This is a genomic window from Brevundimonas sp. AVps23W (assembly GCF_058681395.1).
Map to the genome: position 1 here is coordinate 444,999 of NZ_CM178738.1, position 24,943 is coordinate 469,941.

At 65.1% G+C, this 24,943-nt stretch carries 23 protein-coding genes; 15 read left to right on the forward strand and 8 right to left on the reverse strand.

Translation table 11 applies throughout. The annotated features are described in order from the left end of the window. Positions 1-56 precede the first annotated feature (56 nt). A complete protein-coding gene (locus ACW177_RS02115; protein WP_492027014.1) occupies positions 57-518 on the forward strand; it encodes an Lrp/AsnC ligand binding domain-containing protein in 462 nt (153 codons plus the stop codon). A gap of 539 nt (positions 519-1,057) precedes the next feature. Here ACW177_RS02115 and ACW177_RS02120 read toward each other — a convergent pair. Further along, positions 1,058-1,924: an FkbM family methyltransferase gene (locus ACW177_RS02120; protein WP_492027015.1), complete on the reverse strand. Its 867-nt coding sequence runs from the start codon at positions 1,922-1,924 to the stop codon at positions 1,058-1,060. A 176-nt stretch (positions 1,925-2,100) separates the two neighbouring features. Between ACW177_RS02120 and ACW177_RS02125 the strand changes: the two genes are divergently transcribed. From ACW177_RS02125 to ACW177_RS02135, 3 genes are all read left to right on the forward strand, one after another. Then, a complete protein-coding gene (locus tag ACW177_RS02125; protein ID WP_492027016.1) occupies positions 2,101-3,186 on the forward strand; it encodes a glycosyltransferase family 4 protein in 1,086 nt (361 codons plus the stop codon). A gap of 67 nt (positions 3,187-3,253) precedes the next feature. Further along, complete coding sequence (locus ACW177_RS02130) at positions 3,254-3,541, forward strand: DUF6894 family protein (protein WP_492027017.1); 288 nt, start codon at positions 3,254-3,256, stop codon at positions 3,539-3,541. Further along, a complete protein-coding gene (locus tag ACW177_RS02135) occupies positions 3,444-3,989 on the forward strand; it encodes a Crp/Fnr family transcriptional regulator (RefSeq protein ID WP_492027018.1) in 546 nt (181 codons plus the stop codon). Before ACW177_RS02130 ends, ACW177_RS02135 begins: the two co-directional genes overlap by 98 nt. Here ACW177_RS02135 and glmS read toward each other — a convergent pair. Further along, the gene (glmS, locus tag ACW177_RS02140; RefSeq protein WP_492027019.1) at positions 3,950-5,764 is read right to left on the reverse strand and encodes a glutamine--fructose-6-phosphate transaminase (isomerizing); all 1,815 of its coding nucleotides are present in this window, start codon (positions 5,762-5,764) and stop codon (positions 3,950-3,952) included. The genes ACW177_RS02135 and glmS overlap by 40 nt on opposite strands. Positions 5,765-5,929: 165 nt before the next feature. Here glmS and glmM point away from each other — a divergent pair, with 165 nt between their 5' ends. Next, complete coding sequence (glmM, locus tag ACW177_RS02145; protein WP_492027020.1) at positions 5,930-7,279, forward strand: phosphoglucosamine mutase; 1,350 nt, start codon at positions 5,930-5,932, stop codon at positions 7,277-7,279. Positions 7,280-7,545: 266 nt separating this feature from the next. Next, a complete protein-coding gene (locus ACW177_RS02150) occupies positions 7,546-9,381 on the forward strand; it encodes a DUF885 domain-containing protein (RefSeq protein ID WP_492027021.1) in 1,836 nt (611 codons plus the stop codon). 9 nt (positions 9,382-9,390) lie between these two features. On the opposite strand, the gene ACW177_RS02155 is transcribed toward ACW177_RS02150, so the two are convergent. Continuing rightward, positions 9,391-10,299, reverse strand: a complete 909-nt coding sequence (locus tag ACW177_RS02155) for an NAD(P)/FAD-dependent oxidoreductase (RefSeq protein WP_492027022.1) — start codon at positions 10,297-10,299, stop codon at positions 9,391-9,393. A gap of 259 nt (positions 10,300-10,558) precedes the next feature. Here ACW177_RS02155 and ACW177_RS02160 point away from each other — a divergent pair, with 259 nt between their 5' ends. The 3 genes from ACW177_RS02160 to ACW177_RS02170 all read left to right on the forward strand — a co-directional run bounded on the left by ACW177_RS02160 (position 10,559) and on the right by ACW177_RS02170 (position 13,163). Then, positions 10,559-11,779: an NADP-dependent isocitrate dehydrogenase gene (locus tag ACW177_RS02160; protein WP_492027023.1), complete on the forward strand. Its 1,221-nt coding sequence runs from the start codon at positions 10,559-10,561 to the stop codon at positions 11,777-11,779. Between the two features lie 175 nt (positions 11,780-11,954). Beyond that, on the forward strand, positions 11,955-12,566 hold the full coding sequence (locus tag ACW177_RS02165) for a DUF2939 domain-containing protein (RefSeq protein ID WP_492027024.1): 612 nt from the start codon (positions 11,955-11,957) through the stop codon (positions 12,564-12,566). A gap of 45 nt (positions 12,567-12,611) precedes the next feature. Then, positions 12,612-13,163, forward strand: a complete 552-nt coding sequence (locus tag ACW177_RS02170; protein WP_492027025.1) for a DUF2939 domain-containing protein — start codon at positions 12,612-12,614, stop codon at positions 13,161-13,163. Positions 13,164-13,619: 456 nt separating this feature from the next. On the opposite strand, the gene alaS is transcribed toward ACW177_RS02170, so the two are convergent. Further along, the gene (gene alaS / locus ACW177_RS02175; RefSeq protein ID WP_492027026.1) at positions 13,620-16,268 is read right to left on the reverse strand and encodes an alanine--tRNA ligase; all 2,649 of its coding nucleotides are present in this window, start codon (positions 16,266-16,268) and stop codon (positions 13,620-13,622) included. 92 nt (positions 16,269-16,360) lie between these two features. Next, complete coding sequence (locus ACW177_RS02180) at positions 16,361-17,317, reverse strand: IS110 family RNA-guided transposase (protein WP_492027027.1); 957 nt, start codon at positions 17,315-17,317, stop codon at positions 16,361-16,363. Between the two features lie 303 nt (positions 17,318-17,620). On the opposite strand from ACW177_RS02180, the gene ACW177_RS02185 reads away from it, so the two are divergent. After that, a complete protein-coding gene (locus ACW177_RS02185; RefSeq protein WP_492027028.1) occupies positions 17,621-17,923 on the forward strand; it encodes a hypothetical protein in 303 nt (100 codons plus the stop codon). A 36-nt stretch (positions 17,924-17,959) separates the two neighbouring features. Here ACW177_RS02185 and ACW177_RS02190 read toward each other — a convergent pair whose 3' ends face one another. Then, positions 17,960-18,838, reverse strand: a complete 879-nt coding sequence (locus tag ACW177_RS02190) for a pirin family protein (protein WP_492027029.1) — start codon at positions 18,836-18,838, stop codon at positions 17,960-17,962. A gap of 262 nt (positions 18,839-19,100) precedes the next feature. On the opposite strand from ACW177_RS02190, the gene sdhC reads away from it, so the two are divergent. From sdhC to ACW177_RS02215, 5 genes are read left to right on the forward strand one after another with little or no spacing between them, the layout of a single operon-like run. Then, complete coding sequence (gene sdhC / locus ACW177_RS02195) at positions 19,101-19,565, forward strand: succinate dehydrogenase, cytochrome b556 subunit (protein WP_492027030.1); 465 nt, start codon at positions 19,101-19,103, stop codon at positions 19,563-19,565. Beyond that, positions 19,562-19,966, forward strand: a complete 405-nt coding sequence (gene sdhD, locus ACW177_RS02200; RefSeq protein WP_492027031.1) for a succinate dehydrogenase, hydrophobic membrane anchor protein — start codon at positions 19,562-19,564, stop codon at positions 19,964-19,966. Before sdhC ends, sdhD begins: the two co-directional genes overlap by 4 nt. A gap of 7 nt (positions 19,967-19,973) precedes the next feature. Then, complete coding sequence (gene sdhA / locus ACW177_RS02205) at positions 19,974-21,773, forward strand: succinate dehydrogenase flavoprotein subunit (RefSeq protein ID WP_492027032.1); 1,800 nt, start codon at positions 19,974-19,976, stop codon at positions 21,771-21,773. 12 nt (positions 21,774-21,785) lie between these two features. Beyond that, positions 21,786-22,583, forward strand: coding sequence for a succinate dehydrogenase iron-sulfur subunit (locus ACW177_RS02210; protein WP_492027033.1), 798 nt, complete (start codon positions 21,786-21,788; stop codon positions 22,581-22,583). A gap of 20 nt (positions 22,584-22,603) precedes the next feature. Continuing rightward, on the forward strand, positions 22,604-22,954 hold the full coding sequence (locus tag ACW177_RS02215; protein WP_492027034.1) for a gamma-glutamylcyclotransferase family protein: 351 nt from the start codon (positions 22,604-22,606) through the stop codon (positions 22,952-22,954). Between the two features lie 168 nt (positions 22,955-23,122). On the opposite strand, the gene ACW177_RS02220 is transcribed toward ACW177_RS02215, so the two are convergent. Together ACW177_RS02220 and ACW177_RS02225 are read right to left on the reverse strand one after the other, a co-directional pair. Next, positions 23,123-23,635, reverse strand: coding sequence for a hypothetical protein (locus tag ACW177_RS02220; RefSeq protein WP_492027035.1), 513 nt, complete (start codon positions 23,633-23,635; stop codon positions 23,123-23,125). Positions 23,636-23,845: 210 nt separating this feature from the next. Next, complete coding sequence (locus tag ACW177_RS02225) at positions 23,846-24,721, reverse strand: hypothetical protein (protein WP_492027036.1); 876 nt, start codon at positions 24,719-24,721, stop codon at positions 23,846-23,848. Between the last annotated feature and the right edge of the window lie 222 nt (positions 24,722-24,943).

The window sequence follows — 24,943 nt, forward strand, 5'->3', positions numbered from 1 at the left end:
CTTCGTATGATACAAGCTGAAGCCGAAGATTGTTCGGTCTAACCTGCTGACTTCCGATGATCGACATCGACTCCGTCGACCGCCGCATCCTCCGGGTGCTCCAGACCGACGCCCGCATCTCCAACGCCGAGCTGGCGCGACGCTGCAACCTGTCGCCCGCCGCCTGTTTCGAGCGGGTCAAACGCCTGCGGGAAAAGAAGATCATCACCGGCTACGCCGCCATGATCGACCCCAGCCAGGTCGGTCGGGATCTGCTGATTTTCGTCGAGGTCCTGCTGGACCGCACCACTGGCGACGTCTTCGACGCTTTCGCCGCCGCCGTGCGCAGCCAGCCCGAGGTGCTGGAGTGTCACATGGTCGCCGGCGGCTTCGACTATCTGATCAAGGCCCGCGTCGGCGACATGGACGCCTATCGGGCCTTTCTGGGCGACGTCCTGGTGCGGATGCCGGGCGTGCGCGAGACGCGAACCTATGCGGTTCTCGAAGAGGTGAAGTCGACGACGGTGCTGCCGTTGTAAATTGTAGCTTTTAGGGGTGCCGGATTCGCTAGGCGGTGCCGCGATCATGCTCTAGCTCAGATAACTAAATGGCTACCGCCACCTAGAGGAGATCGATGCAACTGCTGTTGTCCTGCTTGAGCCGGAAGGGCGCAACTGTTCAGCCGCTGTGGCCGCAGCTGCGCTGTGAACAGCGCGTCGTGCGCCAGACGTGATAATTCTTTTAGTCACTTCGGATCATCACACCCCATACGCCGAAGCGTTCCGCCAATCTGTTAGAGGCTGCGTCACCGCTCCCGCATAAGGGCGTATCGTCGCTCTCAGTGTCTCGACCAAACGGCGCGGGCTCAATGCGCGCTTTAGCGCTACCTAACGCCACAAAGTATTTGGCATGACAACGTGCTGGGCCGCGTTAACTTCATCGATGAGCCTGCGCCAGCCGCCTCTTTAAGCCATATAATGCTCGTCCATGTTCAGCTTTACCAGGCGCTGTTTTATCTAGACAGTGAACTTAATATCAAAGCTTTGTTGACCTAGGTATGCTCTTGTTAGAAGTTTTTTCATAATAGATTGTCGACGCTTGAAAATGGATACTTCCTAGCCACCACAAGATCGCATGGTGCTAAATCTCCTAGAGTGTTGCAATCGACAGGAACCAATTCAGCCTTGGTGGTGATGCGCCAGAACTTGAAGCCCATTCCCCCCAATCGATTAGCGACCTCTTGCGGATCCGAGCGGGAACGCATCTGCACGACGTCCCACTCGATGCATAGAACAATGTCAGGCTGCTTCAAAAGGTTTTCAGCGCCCGACAAAATCAGCGGCTCTGATCCTTCAGCATCAATGCGAAGCAGTCTCGTATTAGGTAAATCAAGATCGTCCAGCCGAACTGATTCGACCTCCAGAACCTGCGTATCGCCTCCGAGCGCATTGTCGCCTAGGTATACGTGACCGCCGCCTCCATATTGGCGGGAAACTGAAAATCTCACCACGCCTATGGTATCGCTCGCGACCTTTTGGACGATCTGTACCCAGGGGGCGTATCCATTAAGGCGAATAGATCTGGCCGAAAGCGCCGCAAGTCTGGGATTCGCCTCGAACGTCAGGAGACTTCCCGTCGGCCCCACACGGTTAGCCATCGCCACTGTGTAGAACCCAACGTGCCCGCCGACCTCCACGACACGATCCCCGGGCTTAAGCAAGCTCAGCACGACCTTGGCGATCCAAGGCTCCCACGTGCCGTGTGCAATTAGATGCGCGCAAACACTTTCTTCCAGGGGATCGACATAGAGGAGATGACCGTTTTTAAGCCTCGTAAGAGCCAAGCCGTCACCTAGATAGAAATATGGTCGTTCGGGCATTTTGTTGCGCGCTACGTCTTTTTTCGGTCTCCAGAATCTGGAGACCGATTTCGACCAGTTTTTCATAGCGCTTTCCGAATTCACGTAAGGTGACTGGCTCGGCAGGGCGCGAAGCGCGCCTACCAGACGGCCGCCGCTTATCCTATTGGTGTTGACCAAACAACTGCGAACGTCTCGCCATCGTCATTCGAACCGTCTAGAAGTTCCGCCCTTACTTAACGGCTCAGGGTCTGCCCGCCTCAATGCGCATCGTTCTGGCCACCGACGCCTGGGAACCTCAGGTCAACGGCGTCGTCCGCACCCTGACCCGTACTGTCGCGGAATGCCGCGGCATGGGCCATGAGGTCGAGGTCATCGAGCCGAGCCTGTTCAAGACGATTCCCTGCCCGACCTATCCGGAAATCCGGCTGGCCCTGGGAGCGGAAGAAGAGATCCGCGAAATGCTGCGGGCCTTCGAACCCGAGGCCGTCCATATCGCGACCGAAGGGCCCATCGGCATCGCCACGCGTCGGATCTGCGTGGAATGGAAGCTGCCGTTCACGACCAGCTATCACACCAAATTCCCGGAATATGTCTCGGCCCGTTTCCCGATCCCGGTTCAGGTCGGCTACGCCTATATGAAATGGTTCCACAAGCCGTCGGGCCGGCTGATGGTGGCGACCCCGACCCTGCGTGACGAACTGGTCGAACATGGGTTCAAGAATGTCTCGCCCTGGTCGCGCGGCGTGGACACCGAGATGTTCAACCCCGATCTGGACCGGATCTATGACGAGATGGGCGGCAAGGATTGGCCGCGTCCCTTCTTCCTGAACGTCGGCCGGGTGGCGGTGGAGAAGAATATCGAGGCCTTCCTCGAACTGGATCTGCCCGGCACCAAGATCATTGTCGGTGACGGGCCCGCCCGCGCCGAGCTGCAGGAAAAATATCCCGAGGCGAAATTCCTCGGGGCCAGGTTCGGTGATGATCTGGCCCGGTGTTTCCGCGACGCCGACGTCTTCGTCTTCCCCAGCTGGACCGACACCTTCGGTCTGGTGATTCTGGAGGCCATGGCCGCCGGCACGCCGGTCGCCGCCTATCCGGCCCATGGTCCGATCGACATCATTCCCGGCTCGAACGCCGGGGTCATCGACCAGGATTTGAAGACCGCCTGCCTGAAATGCCTCGACCTCGACCGCCGGGACGTCCGCGCCTATGCCGAGAAGTTCAGCTGGCGGGCGTCGGCCGAGCAGTTCGTCGAGAACCTGGAACCCTATCCCGAACCCGAGCGCGGCCGCTTCTGGCGCCGGCTTCGGCGCATTGCGCGGATCAGAAAACGCGCGGCCGCCTGACGGCGCTTTCAATCAGAATATCTGAACGCTGAACCAATCCGCCCCATGACCGCTTCCAGCAGACTTGATGCTGGAGGCCCGATTGCCGCACTTCTATTTTCACACCGAAAACGGCGACTGTATTCGGGATGATCAGGGCGAGGATCTGCCCGATGTCGATGCTGCGCGTGAAGAGGCGGTGGCGGTTCTGGGGGAAATCCTGCGGTATCGGGGCGCGGCCTTTTGGGAGACGGCGTCGTTCAGCGTGATCGTGACCGATGCCGACGGGCGTACCGCGGCAAGGTCGGGATTCCCTCTGCCTTGGGCTGGCCGGTCCGGGCGATCTTCTGAACTTCGACGCCGCTGTCGGAGGTGAAGCGAAGGAGGACGGCCTGTGGCTGACGGCCGGTCGGCAGATCACGATCCCGGCGGACCGTCTTGTCGAGGTGATCGACCGTTCGTCCCTGGTCGAGATAGCCCTGGCGGATCTGCGGCGCCGGATGGACACGGCCCATGCGGAAGTGAAGCGTCAGGCGCGCGGAAGGGTCACCGAGCGTCTCGCAGCGCTGCTGCTCGATATTCACGGCTTGAGCCAGGCGATGGAAATCCCGCTGCGCCAGAGCGACATCGCCGACCTCCTGGCCGTTCGCCGGGCCGGCGTCTCAACCGCAGGCGGCGAGTTGCAGGCTGCGGGGGCCATTCGGGTCGGGCGGGCGGCGATCCGTCTTTGCGACGTCGACGCCCTGGGCACGGTGGCGGTCGGCGCCGTCCGCGAACGGGCGCCTCACTCCACCGTGACGGACTTGGCCAGGTTGCGGGGCTGATCGACGTCGGTGCCTTTCTGGACGGCGGTGTAATAGGCCAGAAGCTGGACCGGGACCGCATAGACCAGGGGCGCGATCAGGGGGTGGCAGTCGGGGGCGTGGATGCGGCGGATGCCGGCGCCGTGCGGATCGGGCGCCTTTTCCGGGGCGATCATGATAACGGGGCCGCCGCGTGCGGCGACCTCTTGCAGATTTGAGGCGGTCTTCTCGAATACATCGTCCAGGGGGGCCAGGGCGATGGTCGGGGTTTCTTCGTCGATCAGGGCGATGGGGCCGTGCTTCAGCTCGCCGGCGGCATAGCCCTCGGCGTGGATATAGCTGATCTCCTTCAGCTTCAGCGCGCCTTCCATGGCGAGAGGGAACATGGCGCCCCGGCCCAGGAACAGGACGTCGTCGGCCTTGGCCAAATCCTGAACCACGGCGCGGATGCTGGCGTCCATGCGCAGGGCGTCGGCGATCAGGCGGGGGCTTTCGAACAGGGCCTTGACCAGCTCGGCCTCCTGGGCCGCATCGATCCGGCCGCGCGCCACGCCCGCCGCGACGGCCAGGGCCAGCAGGGCGGCGACCTGGGCGGTGAAGGCCTTGGTCGAGGCGACGCCGATTTCCGGTCCGGCATGGGTGGGCCACAGCACATCGGCCTCGCGCGCCATGGACGAGGAGTGGACGTTGACCACCGCAGCCGTCATCAAACCGTGCGCCTTGCACCAGGTCAGGCTGGCCAGGGTGTCGGCCGTTTCGCCCGACTGGCTGACGGCGACCGCCAGGGTCTTTTGCGACACCGCCGGCGAGCGGTAGCGGAACTCGGACGCGATCTCGACGTCGCACGGCAGGCCCGCCAGCTTCTCGAAGGCGTAGCGGCCGATCTGGCCGGCGTAGAAGGCGGTGCCGCAGGCGACGATCTGGATCCGGTCAATGGCGGCGAAGTCCACCGACTGAGGCTTGGTCGTGCCCGTCACCAGGTCCAGATATTCCGACAATGTGTGCTGGACGCTGTCGGGCTGTTCATGGATCTCCTTTTCCATGAAGTGGCGGTATTCGCCCTTTTCGACCATGGCCGAGGAGGCCGAGACCTGGACCACAGCCCGCTCGACCGGCTTGCCCGCGACGTCGAACATCCGGGCCCCGCCCTTGGTCACGGCGACATAGTCGCCCTCTTCCAGATAGGAGATTTTCTGGGTGAAGGGGCCGACCGCCAGGGCGTCCGAGCCCAGATACATTTCGTCCTCGCCCCAGCCGACCACCAGCGGGCTGCCGCGACGGGCGCCCAGGATCAGATCGTCCTCGCCGTCGATCAGCACCGCCAGGGCGTAGGCGCCGGTCAACCGGTCCAGCGTGATCTTGAAGGCCTCAAGCGGCGTGCGGCCGGTGTTCAACTCCGCGTCCAGCAGGTGAGCGATGACCTCGGTATCGGTCTGGCTTTCAAAAACATGGCCTTCTGCGGCCAGCTCGGCCTTCAGCTCGGCGAAATTCTCGATGATGCCGTTGTGGACCAGGGTGACGCGACCGGCCTTGTGCGGGTGAGCGTTGGCGGTGGTCGGCGCCCCGTGGGTGGCCCAGCGGGTGTGGCCGATGCCGACCGTGGCCGTCAGCGGCGCCTCGACCAAAACGGCTTCCAGATTGCGGATCTTGCCCTGGGCGCGGCGACGCTCGACCGACCCATCTACGACGGCGGCGACCCCGGCGGAGTCATAGCCCCGGTATTCCAACCGTTTCAGACTGTCGATCAGCCGGGGAACGACGGGTCCATTGCCGGTGACGCCGATGATGCCGCACATGGGCTGGAACTCCGAGGAAGAAGGAAACAGAAGGGCGCCGCTTTGCACTGGCGGCGATCCGGGGCTAAGCCACGCGTCGAGCCCCACCGGCCGTCTATGCAATCTTAAGACGGACCGCATCAAAAAAGGGGTTTCGGAACGTTACCCGAAACGAAGGACGACGCCTTGGGCGACAGGAAATATTTCGGCACCGACGGTATTCGCGGGCGCGCCAACACCTATCCGATGACGGCCGAGGTCGCGCTGCGCGTGGGCCTGGCTGCGGGGAAACTGTTCCGCACCGGCGACGACCGGCGCCATCTGGTGGTGATCGGCAAGGACACCCGGCTTTCGGGCTATACGATCGAGCCGGCCCTGGTCGCCGGTTTCGCCTCGGTGGGCATGGACGTGCGGACCTTCGGCCCGGTGCCGACGCCGGGGGTGGCCATGCTGACCCGGTCGATGCGCGCCGACCTGGGGGTGATGATCTCGGCTTCGCACAATGACTATGCCGACAACGGCATCAAGCTGTTCGGGCCGGACGGCTACAAGCTGTCGGACGAGATCGAGCTGAAGATCGAAGCCCTGATGGACGACGGCCTGGACCAGGGGCTGGCGCCGTCGAACAAGCTGGGGCGGGTCAAGCGGATCGACGACGCCCAGGCCCGCTATATCGAGATCGCCAAACAGGCCTTCCCCAAGCGGCTGTCGTTGCAGGGGCTGCGGATCGCCGTCGATTGCGCCAACGGCGCCGGCTACAAGGTCGCGCCCACCACCCTGTTCGAGCTGGGGGCCGAGGTCTTCCCCGTGGGGGTCACGCCGAACGGGACCAATATCAACGCCGAATGCGGCTCGACCCATCCGGCGACCCTGGTCGAGGCGGTCAAACGCTACCGGGCTGACATCGGCATCGCCCTGGACGGGGACGCTGACCGGCTGATCATCTGCGACGAAAAGGGCCAGGTGGTGGACGGGGACCAGATCATGGCTCTGGTCGGGCTGGACTGGGCCAAACGCGGTCTGCTGACCGGCGGCGGCGTGGTGGCCACCGTCATGTCCAACCTGGGGCTGGAACGGAAGCTGAAGGCCGAGGGTCTGACGCTGGAGCGGACCAAGGTCGGCGACCGCTATGTGATGGAGCGAATGCGCGAAGGCGGGTTCAACATCGGCGGCGAACAGTCGGGCCACATCATCCTGCACGACCACGCCACCACCGGCGACGGCCTGATGGCGGCCTTGCAAGTGCTGGCGGTTCTGGTCGAGTCCGGCAAGCCGATGAGCGAGCTGGCGCGTCAGTTCGATCCGGTGCCGCAGAAGCTGGAGAATGTGCGGTTCACGGCCGGCAAGCCGCTGGAGAGCGAAAAGGTCAAGGCGGCCATCGCCGAAGCCGAGGCGGCGCTGAACGGTTCGGGCAGACTGCTGGTCCGGCCCTCGGGCACGGAGAAACTGATCCGCGTCATGGCGGAGGGCGACGATGCGGCCCTGGTCAAGCGCGTGGTGTCGGACGTGTCTGCGGCGGTGAAGGCGGGGGGGTGATTTTTCACCTCCCCGTCGGCGAAGGCCGACGGGGAGGACAGGCGCGCTCTGCGCGCCAGGAGGGGGCGACTCCGACGGCGGTGATGACCTCAAGAGCTTCAGATACCGAGTCGCCCCCTCCTGGCGCTCGCTGACGCGATCGCCGGTCCTCCCCGTTCGCCTTCGCGAACTGGGAGGTGAGCCCAGATCGAGCCTGTCCGCAATTTCACTTGCGGGGTGAAGCGAGCGGCGCTCCATTGCGGCCGACATCTTCGCAGGGGCCTTCCATGATCGACCGTCGACGCCTTCTTCTGTCCGCCGCAGCCGGGGCGGGCCTGGCCGCCGCAGGGGGGCAGGCTTTTGCCGGAGCCGCCCCGGCCGGCGACGCCGCCCAGGCCAAGGCGGCGCTGGCCGCCTTTATGGATCAGGCCTTCGAACAGACCCTGGACCTCAGCCCTGAGGCCGTGACCGCCTTCGGCCTGGACAATGGCGCGCGCGCCGCCGCCAAGTCCCAGCTGACCGCTCCGACCCCGGAGAACGAGGAGAAGTTCCGCGCCTTCACCAAGGCCCAGCGCGCCGCCCTCACGGCCCTGGACCGGTCGTCGATGGATGCCCAGGACGGCATCTACTACGACACCATCGCCGATAATCTGGACGGGGTGATCGCCACCTTCGCCATTCCCTATGGCCAGGGCGGATGGCCCAATCCCTATCGGGTCAGCCAGCAGGGCGGGGCCTATCAGTCGACGCCGGACTTCCTGGCCAACCAGCATACGATCGAGACGGCCGCCGACGCCGATGCCTATGTGGCCCGTGTCGCCGCCTTCGCCGAGGTGCTGAGCGCCGAGACCGAGCGGCTGCGCGAGGACTATGGCCTGGGCGTGATCCCGCCGGACTTCATCCTGGCCAAGGCTATCGCTCAGCAGGACGGCATACTGGCCACCGACGTCGCCGCCTCGCCCCTGGTCGCCTCGGTGGTGGACCGGACGCAGGCCAAGGGGCTGACGGGAGATTGGGGCGCCCAGGTCGAGGCCTTGCTGAACCAGAAGGTCTATCCCGCCCTGGCGGCCCAGAACGCCCTGCTAAAGGCGGCCCTGCCGCGCGCAGGACATGAGGCCTCGATCCGTCGCCTGCCGCAGGGCCAGCAGTATTACGCCAACAGCCTGCGTTTCATTACGACCACCCGGCTGACGGCGGACGAGATCCACCGCACGGGGCGCGCCCAGATGGCCGAGCTGTCCGCCCGCGCCGACACCTTGTTGCAGGCTCAGGGTCTGACCCAGGGAACGGTGGCCGAGCGGATCCGCGCCTTGGGCAACGACCCGAAGTACGTCTATCCCAACACCGACGCCGGCAAGGCCGAACTGATCGAGAAGCTGAACGACCAGATGGCCGATATGCAGGCCCGTCTGCCCAGCGCCTTCGGCCGCCTGCCCAAGGCCTCGGTCCAGATCAAGCGCGTGCCGCCCGAGATCGAGGCCGGCGCCGCCATGGGCTATTACAACTCGCCCAGCCTGGATGGCACGCGGCCGGGCATCTACTGGATCAATCTGAAGGACACGGCGGAATGGCCGTCCTGGACCCTGCCCACCCTGACTTATCACGAGGCGACGCCGGGCCACCATCTGCAGATCAGCCTGCAACAGGAGAGCGCGGCGGCGCCCAAGTTCATGAACCTGCTGGGCTTCGCCTCCTATGTCGAAGGCTGGGGCCTGTACGCCGAACAGCTGGCCGACGAGCTGGGCGCCTATGAGAACGATCCGGTGGGGCAGATCGGCTATATCCAGTCGCTGATGTTCCGCTCGGCCCGTCTGGTGGTGGACACCGGCATCCATTCCAAGGGCTGGAGCCGCGAACAGGGCATCCAGTACATGATGGAGGCCTATGGCGATCAGGAAGGGGCCGCCGTGTCCGAGGTCGAACGCTATTGCGGCTGGCCGGGACAAGCCTGCGCCTACAAGGTCGGCCACAATGAGTGGGTCCGCCTGCGCGAGAAGGCCAAGACCACCCTGGGCGACAAGTTCGACCTGAAGAGCTTCCACGACACGGCCCTGGCCGCCGGGGGCGTGCCACTGTCGGTGCTGGAGCGGATCGTGGACGGCTGGATCGCGACCCAGGCTTAGTGTGAGGGCCTAGTCGGAGACGGTCAGCCCGTCGATCCGGCGCAGGCGGTTGTGGATGTCGGTGGCGGCGACGGCCGCCTCGGCCGTGGCGACGGCGATCTGGTTGAGGCCGCGCACCACGTCGCCGGCGGCGTAGAGGCCCGGCACGCTGGTCGCCTGATGCAGATCGACTTCGAGCCGGCCGTCGGGGGCCAGGCGGACGTTCAGGCCCTGCGCCAGTTCGGCGTTCGGCGACGTGCCCAGGGCGGAGTAGACCAGGTCGAAGGCGCGGGTGCCGCCGCCCCAGCCCAGGGCGGTGACCCGGTCCCGCTCCAGCGCGACGGCCTCCAGGGGCGCGACGATCAGTTCGACGCCCAGCCGGTCCAGTTCCGCGTGGCGCGTCAGAGCCTGGGGCGGGCCGATATGGATCAGGGTCACCCGGTCTGAATAGGTGCGCAGGAAGGCGGCTTCGCGCGCGCCCTTGTCGTCATGGCCGATGACGGCCACGGCCTTATCCGTCGCCTCATAGCCGTCGCAGATCGGGCAGATGCGGACCAGCGACCGCTGGACCGCCCGCTCCACGCCGGGCAGGTCGGGGTGGTGATCCACGACGCCGGTCGCCAGAAGCACCGCACGGGCGCGGATCTCGCGACCCTGAACCTGGGCGGTGAAGCCGTCGCCGTCGTGCGCCAGGCGTTCGACCCGGCCCGGTTCGATGACCGCCCCGAACTCCTCGGCCTGTTCGCGCATCCGCTTCAGGATGTCGGCGCCGGACACGCCGGAGGGAAAGCCCGGCATATTGTGGCTCAACGGGATCCAGCAGGCGCGGGGCTCGCCCGCGTCGATCACCAGGCTACGGCGGCGGAACCGGGTCAGATAGGTCGCGGCCGTCAGGCCCGCCGGGCCTGCGCCGATGATCAGAACCTCGGGGTCCGTCATCGGGTGCGCCGGGCGACGGCCACAACGAAGCCGCTGCCGCATGGCCTGAACGTCCTGTCTGTCATGGCCTGGTCTCCCTCAGCAGCGGTGGTTCAGCGAGCGGAGGTCGCATCAGTTCCCCATCGATGACGGGCGTGGGTTCAGGGATGCGGCGATCCGCTGTCGACTTGACCTGACGGCGGGGTTTGCGCGGACGCGCGGCCCGGCTATATCCCCGCCACGATATTCTTTCCCCAAAAGTCAGAGGCGGACCGCACGCATGGCCAAGATCAAGGTCGAAAACCCCATCGTCGACATCGACGGCGACGAAATGACCCGCATCATCTGGCAGATGATCAAGGACAAGCTGGTCTTCCCGTTCCTGGATCTCGAGCTGGACTACTACGACCTGGGCATGGAGCACCGCGACGCCACCGACGACCAGGTGACGATCGACGCCGCCCACGCGATCCAGAAGCACGGCGTCGGCGTGAAGTGCGCCACCATCACCCCGGACGAGGCCCGGGTGAAGGAGTTCGGCCTGAAGAAGATGTGGAAGTCGCCCAACGGCACCATCCGCAACATCCTGGGCGGCGTGGTCTTCCGCGAGCCGATCATCTGCTCGAACGTGCCGCGGCTGGTACCGGGCTGGACCCAGCCCATCGTGGTCGGCCGTCACGCCTTCGGCGACCAGTACAAGGCCACCGACTTCCTGATGCCTGGCCCCGGCACCCTGACGATCAAGTTCGTCGGTGAAGACGGCGCCGTGATCGAGCACGAAGTCTACAAGGCCCCCGGCGCCGGCGTGGCCATGGCCATGTATAATCAGGACGACTCGATCCGTGAGTTCGCCCACGCCAGCTTCGCCTATGGCCTGCAACGCAACTATCCGGTCTATCTGTCGACCAAGAACACGATCCTGAAAGCCTACGACGGCCGCTTCAAGGACATCTTCCAGGAAGTGTTCGACGCCCACTACGCCGCCGAGTTCAAGGCGCGCGGCCTGACCTATGAGCACCGCCTGATCGACGACATGGTCGCGGCGGCGATGAAGTGGTCCGGCGGCTTCGTCTGGGCGTGCAAGAACTATGACGGCGACGTTCAGTCGGACGTGGTGGCGCAGGGCTTCGGCTCGCTGGGCCTGATGACCTCGGTGCTGATGACGCCGGACGGCAAGGTGCTGGAGACCGAGGCCGCCCACGGCACCGTGACCCGCCACTATCGCCAGCATCAGAAGGGCGAGGCCACCTCGACCAACTCGATCGCCTCGATCTTCGCCTGGACCCGCGGCTTCAAGCACCGCGCCAAGCTGGACGGCAACGCGGCCCTGGGCACCTTCGCCGACACCCTGGAGAAGGTGGTCGTCGACACCGTCGAAGCCGGCTTCATGACCAAGGACCTGGCGCTGCTGGTCGGCGATCAACAGGGTTGGCTGACCACCGAGGGCTTCCTCGACAAGGTCGCCGAGAACCTGAAGACCGCCCTGCCGGACGTCGGCTGAGCCCCGTCCTCAAGCAGCGCGAAGCGCGGTAGGACACAGAACGTCCTCAAGCAGCGCGACGCGCGTTAGGACACAGAACGTCCTCAAGCAGCGCGAAGCGCGGTAGGACAATGACAAAGAGCCCCGCTGGAGCGATCCGGCGGGGCTTTTCGTTGCGTCGGAGCAAGGGTCGTGCATGATCGGCTTCGAGCGTGGGGGACGTGGCTTGAAGCGGCAGTTCGGCAATCTGGTGGGCCTAGTGCTCGTGGCGGCGGTCGTGGCCTTCTTCGCCGCGCCGGCGGTGGGCTTCTTCGCCATACGGTCGGCGGCGGAGGCGGGGGATGTGCAGGGGCTGACCCGGCTGATCGACTTCCAGGCCGTGCGGCAGTCGCTGCGACCGCAGCTGAGCGGAGGGCCCCAGGCGCCGGCGCCCTCGTTCCTCGAAGACCCCATCGGCGCTGTTCGGCGCCAGATGGAGCGCAACCCGATCCTGAACGCGCCGGACGTGGACGCCTATCTGACGCCGGCCGCCCTGTCGGCCCTGACGCGGGGCGAGGGGCGCTACGCCAGCCACTGGTCGGCGGCGGTTCCGCCGCCGGCCGGCGCCGAGACGCCCAAGCCCTGGCCCCGGCCGATCTTCTGGAGCGTGAACCGGGCGCGGATGGCGGTTCAGGACCAGGGCGGATCACGCACCGTCTTCACCTTCGAGCGGCGAGGGCCGTTCGAGTGGGTGCTGGTCCAGATCGGCCTGCCCGACGGGTCGGCCCCGGCGACGCCCCAGGCGGCTGCGCCCCAGACAGTCCCCTAGGCGCAACATCTGGCCCGTCTCGACGTTTCGGCTGCAGGAGCACGCATGAAGAAGATCGCCATCGGACTGATCGCGGCCATTCTGGGCCTGGCTCTGGTCGCCTGTTTCATCTCGCCCTTCGTGGCGACCCAGGGGCTGATCCGGGCGGCGCGGGCCGGCGATGTGGCCGGTCTGGAGCGGTATGTGGACTTCCCCACCTTCCGAACCAGTCTGAAGGCCGAGCTGAACGCCCGCGCGGCGCTGGAAATCCGTGACCGGACGGGCGGCGACCGGGCTATGGCCGCCCTGGGCATGTTGCTGGCGCCGTCGCTGGTCGAAGGGGCCGTGGACGGTCTGGTCACGCCCGAGGGGATCGCGGCCATGGTCCGGTCCGGCGACAAGCCCCGGCCCGAGCAGCCCGTGCCCGCGTCCGACACCCCGCCGACGCCGAAGGAGCGGATCCATCAGTCCTGGGCCTATCGCGGGATCAACCGGTTCGCCGTCACCCTGACCCGCGACGACCGGCCCGACGACGCCCTGGTGCTGATTATGGAACGGCGGGGGCCGCTGAGCTGGAAGCTGGCGGGGGTGGATCTGACGCCTGATCCGATGGGCTAGGGGCGCCGGCCAAATTGCACTGCACCCCCGAAAACGGGTGCAATATGCAAAAGAGTGCAATTTCGGCGGGCGTCAGGAAGACGGGCGTCGCCTGGTGCAGAGTCCATAGTCGTTCGTCACGTCTCGCGATCATGCGCCCATTATACGGGCGTTCGAAAGCGTGATGGGTCGATGGGCTTTGCGCGAAGCCAGGGGATTGAATCGCCGAAGGATTGCTTGCGGAATTGTGCGCGGAGGCGGGTGAGCGGACCCGATCTCCCCCGCCATTCTTCCTTTCGTCATTCCGGGCGAAGCGCAGCGTAGACCCGGAACCCAGCGGCGCCGTCAGGCGAAATCCATCCGCCGCACAGTGTCTGGAAATCGAGTCCGCGACAGGTTCGCGCTCTCGCGCGCCGCTGGGTTCCGGGTCTACGGGCCAAGCGGCCCTTCGCCCGGAATGACGAAAGATGTGTGGGCTCAGCCCTTCAGCGCCTCACGGACGGCGGTGAGGCCGTCTTCGGCCTTGGAGCCGTCGGGGGCGCCGCCCTGGGCGAAGTCGGGTTTGCCGCCGGCGCCCTGGCCGCCCATGGCGATGACGGCGGCGCGGGCCAGGTCGGCGGCGTTGACCTTACCGACCAGGTCCGAGGTGACGGCGACGGTGACGGCGGCCTTGCCCTCGGTCACGCCGATCAGGGCGACGACGCCGGTTCCGACCTGTTTACGGAAGTCCTCGGCCACGCCGCGCAGACCCTTGCCGTCCACCCCGTCCAGGACGCGGGCCATCAGCTTGATCCCGCCGATCTCTTCCGGCGCAGACGCCGCGCCGGAGCCGCCGCCCAGGGCGAGTTGCTTCTTCAGCTCGGCGACCTGTTTCTCCAGCGTCTTGACCGAGCCTTGCAGGGCGTCGACCCGGCCCGGCACGTCCTGGGTCTGGATCTTGAAGTCGCGGGCCAGGCCACGGGTCACCTTGGCCTGGGCTTCCAAATAGAGGCGGGCGGCCTCGCCGGTCAGGGCCTCGATGCGGCGGACGCCGGCGGCGACGCCGGTTTCCTGGACCACCTTGAACAGGCCGATGTCGCCGGTGCGGGCCACATGGGTGCCGCCGCACAGTTCGACCGAATAGGGGGCGTTATCGCTGACCAGCGAGCGGCCGAGGGTCAGGACGCGGACCTCGTCGCCGTATTTCTCGCCGAACAGGGCGATGGCGCCGGCCTCGATGGCGTCCTGCGGGGCCATCAGCTTGGTCTCCGCCGGGACGTTCTGGCGGATGACGGCGTTGACCTCGGCCTCGATGGCCGCCAGCTCGTCCTCGGTCACGGGGGCGCCGTGGCTGAAGTCGAAACGGGCGCGCTCAGAGTCGACCAGCTGGCCCTTCTGGGCGACCGCCGGGCCGAGCACATTCTTTAGGGCCGTGTGCAGCAGGTGGGCGGCGGAGTGGTTGGCGCGGGTGGTCATACGCTTGTCGGCGTCCACCAACTGGGCGACGCGGGCGCCGATCTCAAGCGTCCCGGCGGTGATCTGGGCCGACAGGACGTGCAGGTCGCCGGCGTGTTTCTTGACGTCGAGCACCTCGGCCTCTCCACCCGGCCACTCCAGCGTGCCCTGATCGCCGGTCTGACCGCCGCTCTCGGCGTAGAAGGGGGTGGCGTCGAACAGGATCTCGACGATGTCGCCGGCCTGGGCCGTCTCGACCGGAGCGCCGCCGTTCATCAGGGCCAGGACCTCGCCCGAACCCTCGATATTGTCATAGCCGGTGAAGACGGTCGGACCCATGCGGTCGCGGATCGCCAGCCATTCATTGGTGTTGGCGGTCTGGCCCGAGCCCTTCCAGTGTTCGCGCGAACGCTGGCGCTGTTCGGCCATGGCGGATTCGAAACCGTCCACATTGACCGAGAAGCCGCGACGACGGGCTTCGTCCTGGGTCAGGTCCAGCGGGAAGCCATAGGTGTCGGACAGGGTGAAGGCGGTCTGGCCGTCCAGCATGTCGCCGGGACGGAAGCCCTGAACCGCGGTGTCGAACAGGGCCATGCCGCGGCCCAGGGTGGTGCGGAAGCGGACCTCTTCCTGTTTCAGCGTGTCCTCGATGAAGGGTTGGGCGCGGGCCAGTTCCGGATAGGCGTCGCCCATCTGGGCCACCAGGGTCGGGACCAGACGGTGCATCAGAGGGTCGGCGGCGCCCAGCAGGTGGGCGTGGCGCATGGCGCGGCGCATGATCCGGCGCAGCACATAGCCCCGGCCTTCGTTCGACGGGGTGACGCCGTCGGCGATCAGGAAGGAGGAGGAGCGCAGGTGGTCGGCGATGACCCGGTGGCTGGCGGCCTGGTCGCCGGCGGCCTTGGTCGAGGTAGCGTCTTCCGACGCGGCGATCAGGGTCTTGAACAGGTCGGTCTCGAACACCGAATGCACGCCCTGGAGCACGGTGGTCATCCGCTCCAGACCCATGCCGGTGTCCACACTGGGCTTGGGAAGGTTGCGAACGATCTGGTCGTTCTCCTTCTCGAACTGCATGAAGACGTTGTTCCAGATCTCGACGTAGCGATCACCGTCCTCGTCCGGCGAGCCGGGAGGGCCGCCGGCGATCTTGTCGCCGTGGTCCCAGAAGATCTCGGTGCAGGGACCGCAGGGACCGCTGTCGCCCATGGCCCAGAAGTTGTCGCTGCCGGCGATGCGGATGATCTTGTCGTCGCCGAAGCCGGTGACCTTCTTCCAGATCGCGGCGGCCTCGTCGTCGTCGATATAGACCGTGACCAGCAGGCGTTTGGCGTCCAGGCCGAAGTCCTGCGTGACCAGTTTCCACGCCCGGTCGATGGCGTGTTCCTTGAAATAGTCGCCGAAGGAGAAGTTCCCCAGCATCTCGAAGAAGGTCAGGTGGCGGGCGGTGTAGCCGACATTGTCCAGGTCATTGTGCTTGCCCCCGGCGCGGACGCACTTCTGCGAGCTGGTGGCGCGGGGATAGGGCGGCTTGGACGCGCCGGTGAAATAGTCCTTGAACGGCACCATGCCGGCGTTGACGAACAGCAGCGACGGATCGTTCTGCGGCACCAGCGGCGCCGAGTGCACCTTCTCGTGGCCGTCGGCCGCGAAGAAGTCGAGGTAGGTGGCGCGGATCTCGTTCAGGCTGGGCATTTGGGCGTGTCTTCGGCTCGGTCGTCGCAAGGAACCGGCGTCATATAGGGTTTTGTCGGGGAACGCATCATCTGGACGGGAGAGCAACCATGTCAGTTGAGCACGGGCGTCCAGGGCTGATCACGCTTGGGGACGAGGTTTGCGGCCTCGATCAGTTTTCGCATGACGGCGACTATGGCGACCTTCGGGGGTTTGCCGTTGTCGATCAGGCGCTGGGCGAAGACCTTGAGCGCAGGGTCGCATCGGCGGGCGGCCAGGGCGGCGATATAGAGCAGGCGTCGGGGCCTGGATCGTCCGCCGGCGATGAACCTATGGCCCTTGTGGGCGCCGGAATCGCGGTCGAACGGGGCCACGCCGATCAGGGCGGCGGCCTGGCCCCGGCCCATGGCGCCCAGTTCCGGCATGCGCACGACCAGGCCGAGGGCGACGACGGGTCCCACGCCCGGCAGGGAGCGCACCAGGTCGAAGCGCCGCGCCAGGTCGGGCCAGGCGCGCAGGCGCGCCAGCAGATCCGCCGCCAGCCGGGCCTTGCGCGCCTTGAGCTGGGCCAGTTGGGCGCGGGCGTCCTCCAGCAGGTCGGGCAGGCGGACATGCTCCATCTGGGTCTTGAGCAACCTCACAAGGTCGGCGGCCTGTTCATAGGCGGTCAGCCGCTCGGCCAGCTCCCTCAAGCGGGGATCGGCGGCGGCCTTGACCGTATCGACCTGGGCCGTGGCCAGGGCGATCAGCCGCGCGTCGATCCGGTCGTTCTTGGCCCGCAGCCGCTTGATCCGGGCGAACAGCCGCACCTCCAGCGGCTGATGGATCACCATCTCCAGCCCCGCCGCCGCAAGCGCCTCGACCACGCCGCGCTCGTAACCGCCCGTGGCCTCCAGCCCGACCCGGCCCACGCCGTGCGCCGACAGCCAGGCCAGAAGCTCGGCGTGCCCCTGGGCCGTGTTAGCGACCTGCAGCGTCGCCGCCGGCTCCGCCCCGTGAAGCGCGACATCCAGCCGGGGCTTGGACACATCGACCCCGGCGATCCGTGTGTTAGACTTGGCCTCGTTCATCGATCCCTCCTTGTGGCTTCGGACCCAATTGTCCCTGCAACCATCCGGATCAGTGAACAGCCGACGGCGACCCCGCTCTCCCACGGCCCCAAAGGCCAAGGTGGCCACGGTCCCTCCATCGGTGGCTCGCCTGATGCGGTGAACATCAGGCGAGCATCCCGGATCAGGGCAAATCTAACAGATCAGCGACAAACAAGGGCGGCTCCAATGGAGTCGCTTTGGCAGCAATATACGGGTTGAGCCTTGGGTTGATTTATATGCACATTTGACGTGCGCAATTTCGCGCCTCTGGAGAGGACTGAAATGAAACGCGTTCAAAACCTCGCAATCGCGATCGCTGCGGTCGCGGCCACGACCGTGACCTTTGGGCCGGTCGAGGCAAGGGTCAGGGATTCATGGGATCCCGCCCTGGTAGCCTACTCCTATGTCTACTACGCCGATGCGGCGAAGACGCAGCAGCTTGGTTTTGCTGTGGACACCTGCGGCGTTATCGGCGGCCAACCCTATGTTGCCGGTGCCTATCTGCCGACCTCCTACTATGATCAGACGCCTGCATTCGTTTGTACGGCTATGGGGCCCTATCTGCCGCCCGACTGGCCGTACTGATCGAAATACGTGAGGGCGGTCGGTTCGGCCGCCCTTTTAAACCCGTGGCGGCGGGCCGAACTTGCCGGACTGGTAGTCCTCAATGGCCTGGATGATTTCTTCGCGGGTGGTCATGACGAAGGGGCCGTGGCTGAAGACGGGCTCGTTGATCGGTTCGGCGTGGCCCAGCAGGACGACGGCCTCGGTCTTGTCGGTGCTTTGGGCCGTGATCTCGACCGCGTCGCCGTCGCCCAGGGCGGCCAGGTTCCATTCGGGCACGGGGGTTCCGGCGACGGAGACCTGACCCTTGATCGCATAGAAGAAGACATTGCGGCCGGCGGCGACCGGGACTTCGAACCGGGCGCCGGCGGGCAGGCGGACGATGGCCAGATGGATGTCGATCAGCGACTGGATTGGGGCCTTGACCCCCAGCCATTCGCCGGAGACCGGCTCGACCGTCACGCCGCCTTCAGTGGTGAAGGTCGGGATGTCGGCGGCCTGAAGCCCCACATAGTCGGGCTTGGTCATCTTCAGCCGCGATGGCAAGTTCACCCACAGCTGCAGGATCTCCATCGGCCCGCCGTCGCGCTTGAAATCGGCCGGCGACAGTTCGGCGTGGATCAGGCCCGAGCCGGCGGTCATCCACTGGATGCCGCCCGCCTTTATGATGCTCTCGCCGCCGCCGGAGTCATTGTGGGCCAGTTCGCCGTCCAGGATGAAGGTGACGGTCTCGAACCCCCGGTGCGGGTGCGGGCCGAAGGGCAGGCCGCGATTGCCCGGCGGATAGGTCTGGGGGCCGTGGTGGTTCAGGAACAGGAAGGGATCGACCTGGTCCAGGCCCGGACCGGGCACCGGCCGGCGCGTGGTCAGGTCGCCGATGTCGTCGCGATGGGCAGGATGCAGGCGAAGAACGGGGCGGGGCGTGATCTCGGTCATGGGGTCCATATAGGGCGGAACGCGGTTTTGGCGAGCGGGGCGGCTGGTGATCCAAAACCACCGCCGCCGCGTAAAGCCTCAATATCAGGCAGAGCGAGGATCGATCATGCCCTGAATATGGCGATCACGACACGGATCAGGCTAAGCGACGCGAGAATCCGCTAAGTGATCAACGGTCCGTTGACACCGTCCCTCTAGGGTCACAAAAGCCTTCGCAACCGCACACGGCGATTGAATTCATTCGCTTTTGAGAACCATTCGCATGACTCAACCCAACCCGACCCCGGGGGTTGCATCGGGCGACCGGACCGGTCGTTTCGTCGTCCAGCCCAACGGTCACAAGACGCCGCTCTCGCCCCATATGGGAATCTGGCGCTGGCACGTGACCATGGCCGCCTCGATCCTGTTCCGCGCGACCCTGATCGCCGGCACCGTCGGTCTGGTCTTCGTCGTCGCCTGGCTGGGCGCCCTGGCCTTCGGGCCCGAGGCCTATGCGACGGTCCTGGCCCTGGCGGGTTCGCCGCTGGGTCTGTTCGTCGGCTTCGGCCTGACGGTGATCCTGTTCTCCTTCATTCTGAACGGCGCGCGCCACACGATCAACGACACGGGCAATGGACTGACGGTCAAGTCGGCGACCACCCTTTCGAGCATCGCGGTCTGGGCGCCGGTCCCCCTGGCGATCCTGTTCTGGGTCGTCCTGTTCGCTGTCGGGAGGGTCTCGCTGTGAGCAGCGCCGTCAAGTTCAAGAACAACGTCAAGATTTCCGAGCATCACGGCGGCGGCGAATGGCTGGCCGAGCGGGTGCTGTTGGTCCCCCTGCTGCCGCTGGGCCTGTGGGTCGCCTCGACCGGCTTCACCCTGGCGGGCGCGGCCTATGACGCCGTGCTGGAATGGTTCGCCAAGCCGTTGAACGCCGGCCTGCTGGCGGTCACGGCCGTGCTGCTGTTCGGCTATCTCAGCCTGGCCTGGAAGGTCATCCTCGAGGACTATGTGCCCCAGACCGGCGCCCGCAAGGCGCTGACGGGTCTGCTGAACCTGGTCTTCTTCGTGCTGGCGGCCGCCAGCCTGTTCTTCATCGTGCGGTTGGCGCTGGGTTCTGCGCCCCTGCCCGCCGGTTTCGGAGCCTGATCCCCTGATGGCCGCTTACGAACTGATCGACCACGAATACGACGTCGTCGTCGTCGGCGCCGGGGGCTCGGGCCTTCGCGCCGCGCTCGGCGCCGCTCAGCAGGGACTGAAGGTCGCCTGCGTCACCAAGGTCTTCCCGACCCGCTCGCACACCGTCGCGGCCCAGGGCGGCATCTCCGCCTCGCTGGGCAATATGGGCGAGGACAGCTGGCAGTGGCACATGTACGACACCGTCAAGGGGTCGGACTGGCTGGGCGACCAGGACTCGATCGAATATCTGGTCCGCAACGCGCCCAAGGCCGTCTACGAGCTGGAACACTGGGGCGTGCCCTTCTCGCGCACCGAGGAAGGCAAGATCTACCAGCGCGCCTTCGGCGGCATGACCCGCAACTTCGGCGAAGGCCCGGTGCAGCGCACCTGCGCCGCCGCCGACCGCACCGGCCACGCCATCCTGCACACCCTGTACGGCCAGTCGGTGCGTCGGGAAGTGAAGTTCTTCGTCGAATATTTCGCGCTCGACCTGATCATGCAGGCCCAGTCTGATGGAACTCAGGCCTGCACCGGGGTGACGGCGCTTCAACTCGACAACGGTCAGCTTCACCAGTTCCGCGCCAAGATGGTCGTGCTCGCCACCGGCGGGTACGGCCGCGCCTATTTCTCGGCCACCTCGGCCCATACCTGCACCGGCGACGGCAACGCCATGGTGCTGCGCGCCGGCCTGCCCTTGCAGGATATGGAGTTCGTCCAGTTCCACCCGACCGGCATCTATGGCGCCGGCTGCCTGATCACCGAGGGCGCGCGTGGCGAAGGCGGCTATCTGACCAACTCGGAAGGCGAGCGCTTCATGGAGCGCTATGCGCCGACCGTGAAGGACCTGGCCCCGCGCGACATGGTTTCGCGCTCCATGACCATCGAAATCCGTGAGGGCCGCGGCGTGGGCCCGAACAAGGACCACATCTTCCTTCACCTGGACCACCTGGATCCCAAGATCCTGCACCAGCGCCTGCCGGGCATTTCCGAAAGCGCCAAGATCTTCGCCGGCGTGGACGTGACCAAGGCGCCGATCCCGGTCCTGCCGACCGTCCACTACAATATGGGCGGCATACCGACCAACTATCACGGCGAGGTCCTGACCCTGCGCGACGGCAACCCCGACAGCGTGGTGCCCGGCCTGATGGCTGTGGGCGAGGCGGCCTGCGTCTCGGTGCACGGCGCCAACCGCCTGGGCTCCAACTCCCTGACCGACCTGGTGGTGTTCGGCCGCGCCGTCGGCCTGCGCTGCGGCGAGGTGGTGGACAAGGCCTCGGCTGTGCCGTCCGCCTCCAAGACCCAGACCGACGCCCACCTGGCCCGCCTGGATCGCTTCCGTAACGCCAACGGTTCCAGTTCGACTGCCGAACTTAGGCTTGCGATGCAGAAAGCCATGCAGGCCGATGCAGCGGTGTTCCGTACCGGCGAGACGTTGCAGCAGGGCGTGGACAAGCTGCGGGCGATCGATGCGGCGGGGGATGATATCAAGACCACCGATCGCGGCCTGATCTGGAATACGGATCTGATGGAGACGCTGGAGTACGACAACCTGATCGCCCAGGCCGTCGTCACCATCGAGAGCGGGCTGAACCGCACGGAATCGCGCGGCGCCCACGCCCGCGAGGACTATCCGGACCGGGACGACGCAAACTGGATGAAACACACCCTGGCGTGGAAGCGTCCGGGCGAGCAGGTCCAGATCGACTACCGCCCCGTGCACAATTACACGATGTCCGACGACATCGCGTACATCGAGCCCAAGGCTCGGGTTTACTGAGGTCGAACGCAGATGGTTCAACTCTCCCTCCCCCGCGGCTCCAAGCCCACCAAGGGCAAGGTCCACAAGGCCCCGGCCGTCGCCAAGAACGTCAAGACCTACAAGGTCTATCGCTACGACCCCGAGGTCGACGCCGACCCGCGCTGGGACGTCTATGAGGTCTCGACCGACGATCACGGTCCGATGCTGCTGGACGCCTTGATTCATATAAAGAATTCGATCGACCCGACCCTGGCCTTCCGGCGGTCGTGCCGCGAGGGGATCTGCGGCTCCTGCTCGATGAACATCGACGGGCGCAACACCCTGGCCTGCACCAAGGGCTGGGACGAGTGCGCGTCGCACAACATCACCATCGCCCCCCTGCCGCACCAGCCGGTGATCAAGGACCTGGTGACGGACCTGAGCCTGTTCTACGCCCAGTACGACTCGATCCAGCCCTATCTCCAGTCGGACGAGCCCGACCCGGAACAGGAACGGCTCCAGACCCCGGCCGAGCGCGAAAAACTGGACGGCCTGTACGAGTGCATCCTGTGCGCCTGCTGCTCCACCTCCTGCCCCAGCTACTGGTGGAACCAGGAGGAATACCTCGGCCCGGCGGCGCTGTTGCAGTCCTATCGCTGGATCTCCGACAGCCGCGACGACGCCACGCAGAAGCGTCTGGACGACCTCGAAGACCCGTTCAAACTGTACCGCTGCCACACCATCATGAACTGCGCCCAGGTCTGCCCCAAGGGCCTGAACCCGGCCAAGGCCATCGCCGAAACCAAGAAGCTGATGGTCGCCCCCAGCCGCAAGAAACAGGCGGCCTGACCGCCGACGCCGCCGCGTCAATGACCGCTGAGGTCCTGCTGTTCGCCTATGGCACGCTGCAGGACCCGGCGGTCCAGACGGCCGTCTTCGGCCACGTTCTGGAGCCCGGCGCCCCGGACCGACTGAGCGGTTTTCGCCTGTCGCACATCCCGGTTGACGACCCCCAGATCACGGCCGAGACCGGCCTGACCCACTATCCGATCCTGATCCCGACGACGGACGACGCCCCGCCCGTCCCCGGCCGCCTCTACCCCCTGACCCCCGCCGACCTGACCGCCGCCGACGCCTATGAGGGCGAGGCCTATCGCAGGGTGCGCGTGACGACGGAGGCGGGGGCGGAAGCGTGGGTGTATGTGGCGGCGGAGGGGTGAGGGGCTAGGTTGCGCCAGAAGAAAATATAGACGTAGCGCCGGAAGTAGACATTCGCTGATCGGGACCATGAGGTTACTGGCGACCCATATACCCTACCAAAATGCTAGACGGCATAGCGATCCGAAGGGCGACCGGCGGCTTTCGAAATGTTGCGGTGCTCGGCGAGTTCAGTGACGCCAGACTGACAGTGCTTTGGGGAAGACCCACGCACCTTCAGGTGTCTTTCCGTATGCTTCGCTCGCACCGATCAATGTATCGACAGCGATGTCCAAGGTCGAAAAGGCGTCGAAAACGGAAGCGATATCGCTCTGCTCGAACTTCGATTCTGGCTTCAAATAGCGATACTCGTAGGTCCCGTGGTGTTCGCCCAAAACGCCGACCAGAAAGTCAGCACCTTTGTCAGAGAGGCCATAACCTTGGCATAGAGCTAGTAGATGAGGCAGGTCGTGCCCGCTCTTTCCTTTAAGCTCCTTCTCAGGATGATTATTAAAACGAAGAAATGACTTGAGGTAGAGTTCCGTGGCGAATCCGCAAAGTTGATGAAAGGAAAGGAAGAACGTGAGATCGGTCTGCTGCTTCATGCGTACGTCACTGACCATGAGTGCGTACGCCGATTGAACGTAGTCTTTCGCTGTGCCGTAGTCGGTATGCGCTTCGTTCGGCTTCAATGGCTCGGTCATAGAATTCATCTTTTAAAATTTGATTTTACGCGAATCAGTCGACTAATCGGTGCTAGACACAGACATTGGTATGCATCCGGTAATCAGATTTGGAAGACAGTACACCGAGCCAGAAACAGTAACACGGTAGGCGGAGCCAAGTGAGTACGGTCGGCGGTAATATAAATCAGCGATAGATCGCGTCACTTCTCCTTCGGCATGTAGCCGGACTTAATCCGAGGTATGATCGTCTTCCAAAAGGGCGGCAATCCCCGTTAACTTTTTCTGTAGCCTGCGAAGCCCGGCCAAATCGACAGAAGCGGTAATGAGGACTCGGCCCCCATCTATCGTCAGCTTGATGTTATCGGACCCGACGGCAGCGTGGGCAGGCGTCCCAACAACCCCATCGTCTACCGGAAGACGCGGCGGGGGTGGGGTCGAGGGTGGCGGAGCAGAGTAGGGGGGCGGCGCTGGCGCAACAATCTCAATCTCTCGCATCGGAATACCGGTCTCGCTGCCCTCGATGAACACCCACGCATTGTCAGGCGAGACGAACCGAACTCGGGCGGGTTCCGGCAGCGCTAGACTGCCACCCGGAGCCCATTGAATGATATCGCCGACAACGGCGAACGGCCCATTTTCAAGCGTGTCGGGGTTGGCTGGACCATCGATCTCCCCCAATCGAGCAAAGCTTATCGTTTCTCGGTAGACACGGATGACATCCTTCGCGGCTTCGTCGCTGAAAGGGGCCTTACTCGCCGTTCGACGAGCATAGGTTAGCGCGTGAATAACGGCGCTGTCAGGTAAGCTCGCCTCGCCGAATTCGTCCCAAAGTTCGCGGAAAACCGGGGGGTTAAGCGCAGCCTGTTTGATGAATTTATCGCGATCTGCGCTATCGGGCCGCTTATCGGTAACGATGGAAAGCCCGAGTGAGCTGACATTCACCCGTCGAGCACCTTTGCTTCCGTCATCCTCCAGCAAACCATACTGCAGCAGAGCAGCTATGGTCTGGAGCGTCGAGCTACTCGTCGCTTTCATTCCCCAAGCATCAGCGGCAGTCGCCACCGGCACCGAGAAGTGACGAGCTTTTGAATAAAGGAGTTCCACACGCTCTACTGCGCGCGCCAAGCCTATGTACGGCGACGGCGGGCTCCGAAACCTAGGGGTGTCATTCATGGCATGCTCCGATCTCCCCGTCATTAAGCACAAAATCCACGGGCGCGCAATCGGCTGCCGATAGCGGAAATGACAAAACTGCCCGATAGGACTTGTCGGCTGCGTCGAAAGATGGTTTACGGCAGGGGTAGGCAAACGCTCGACGGATTCGGG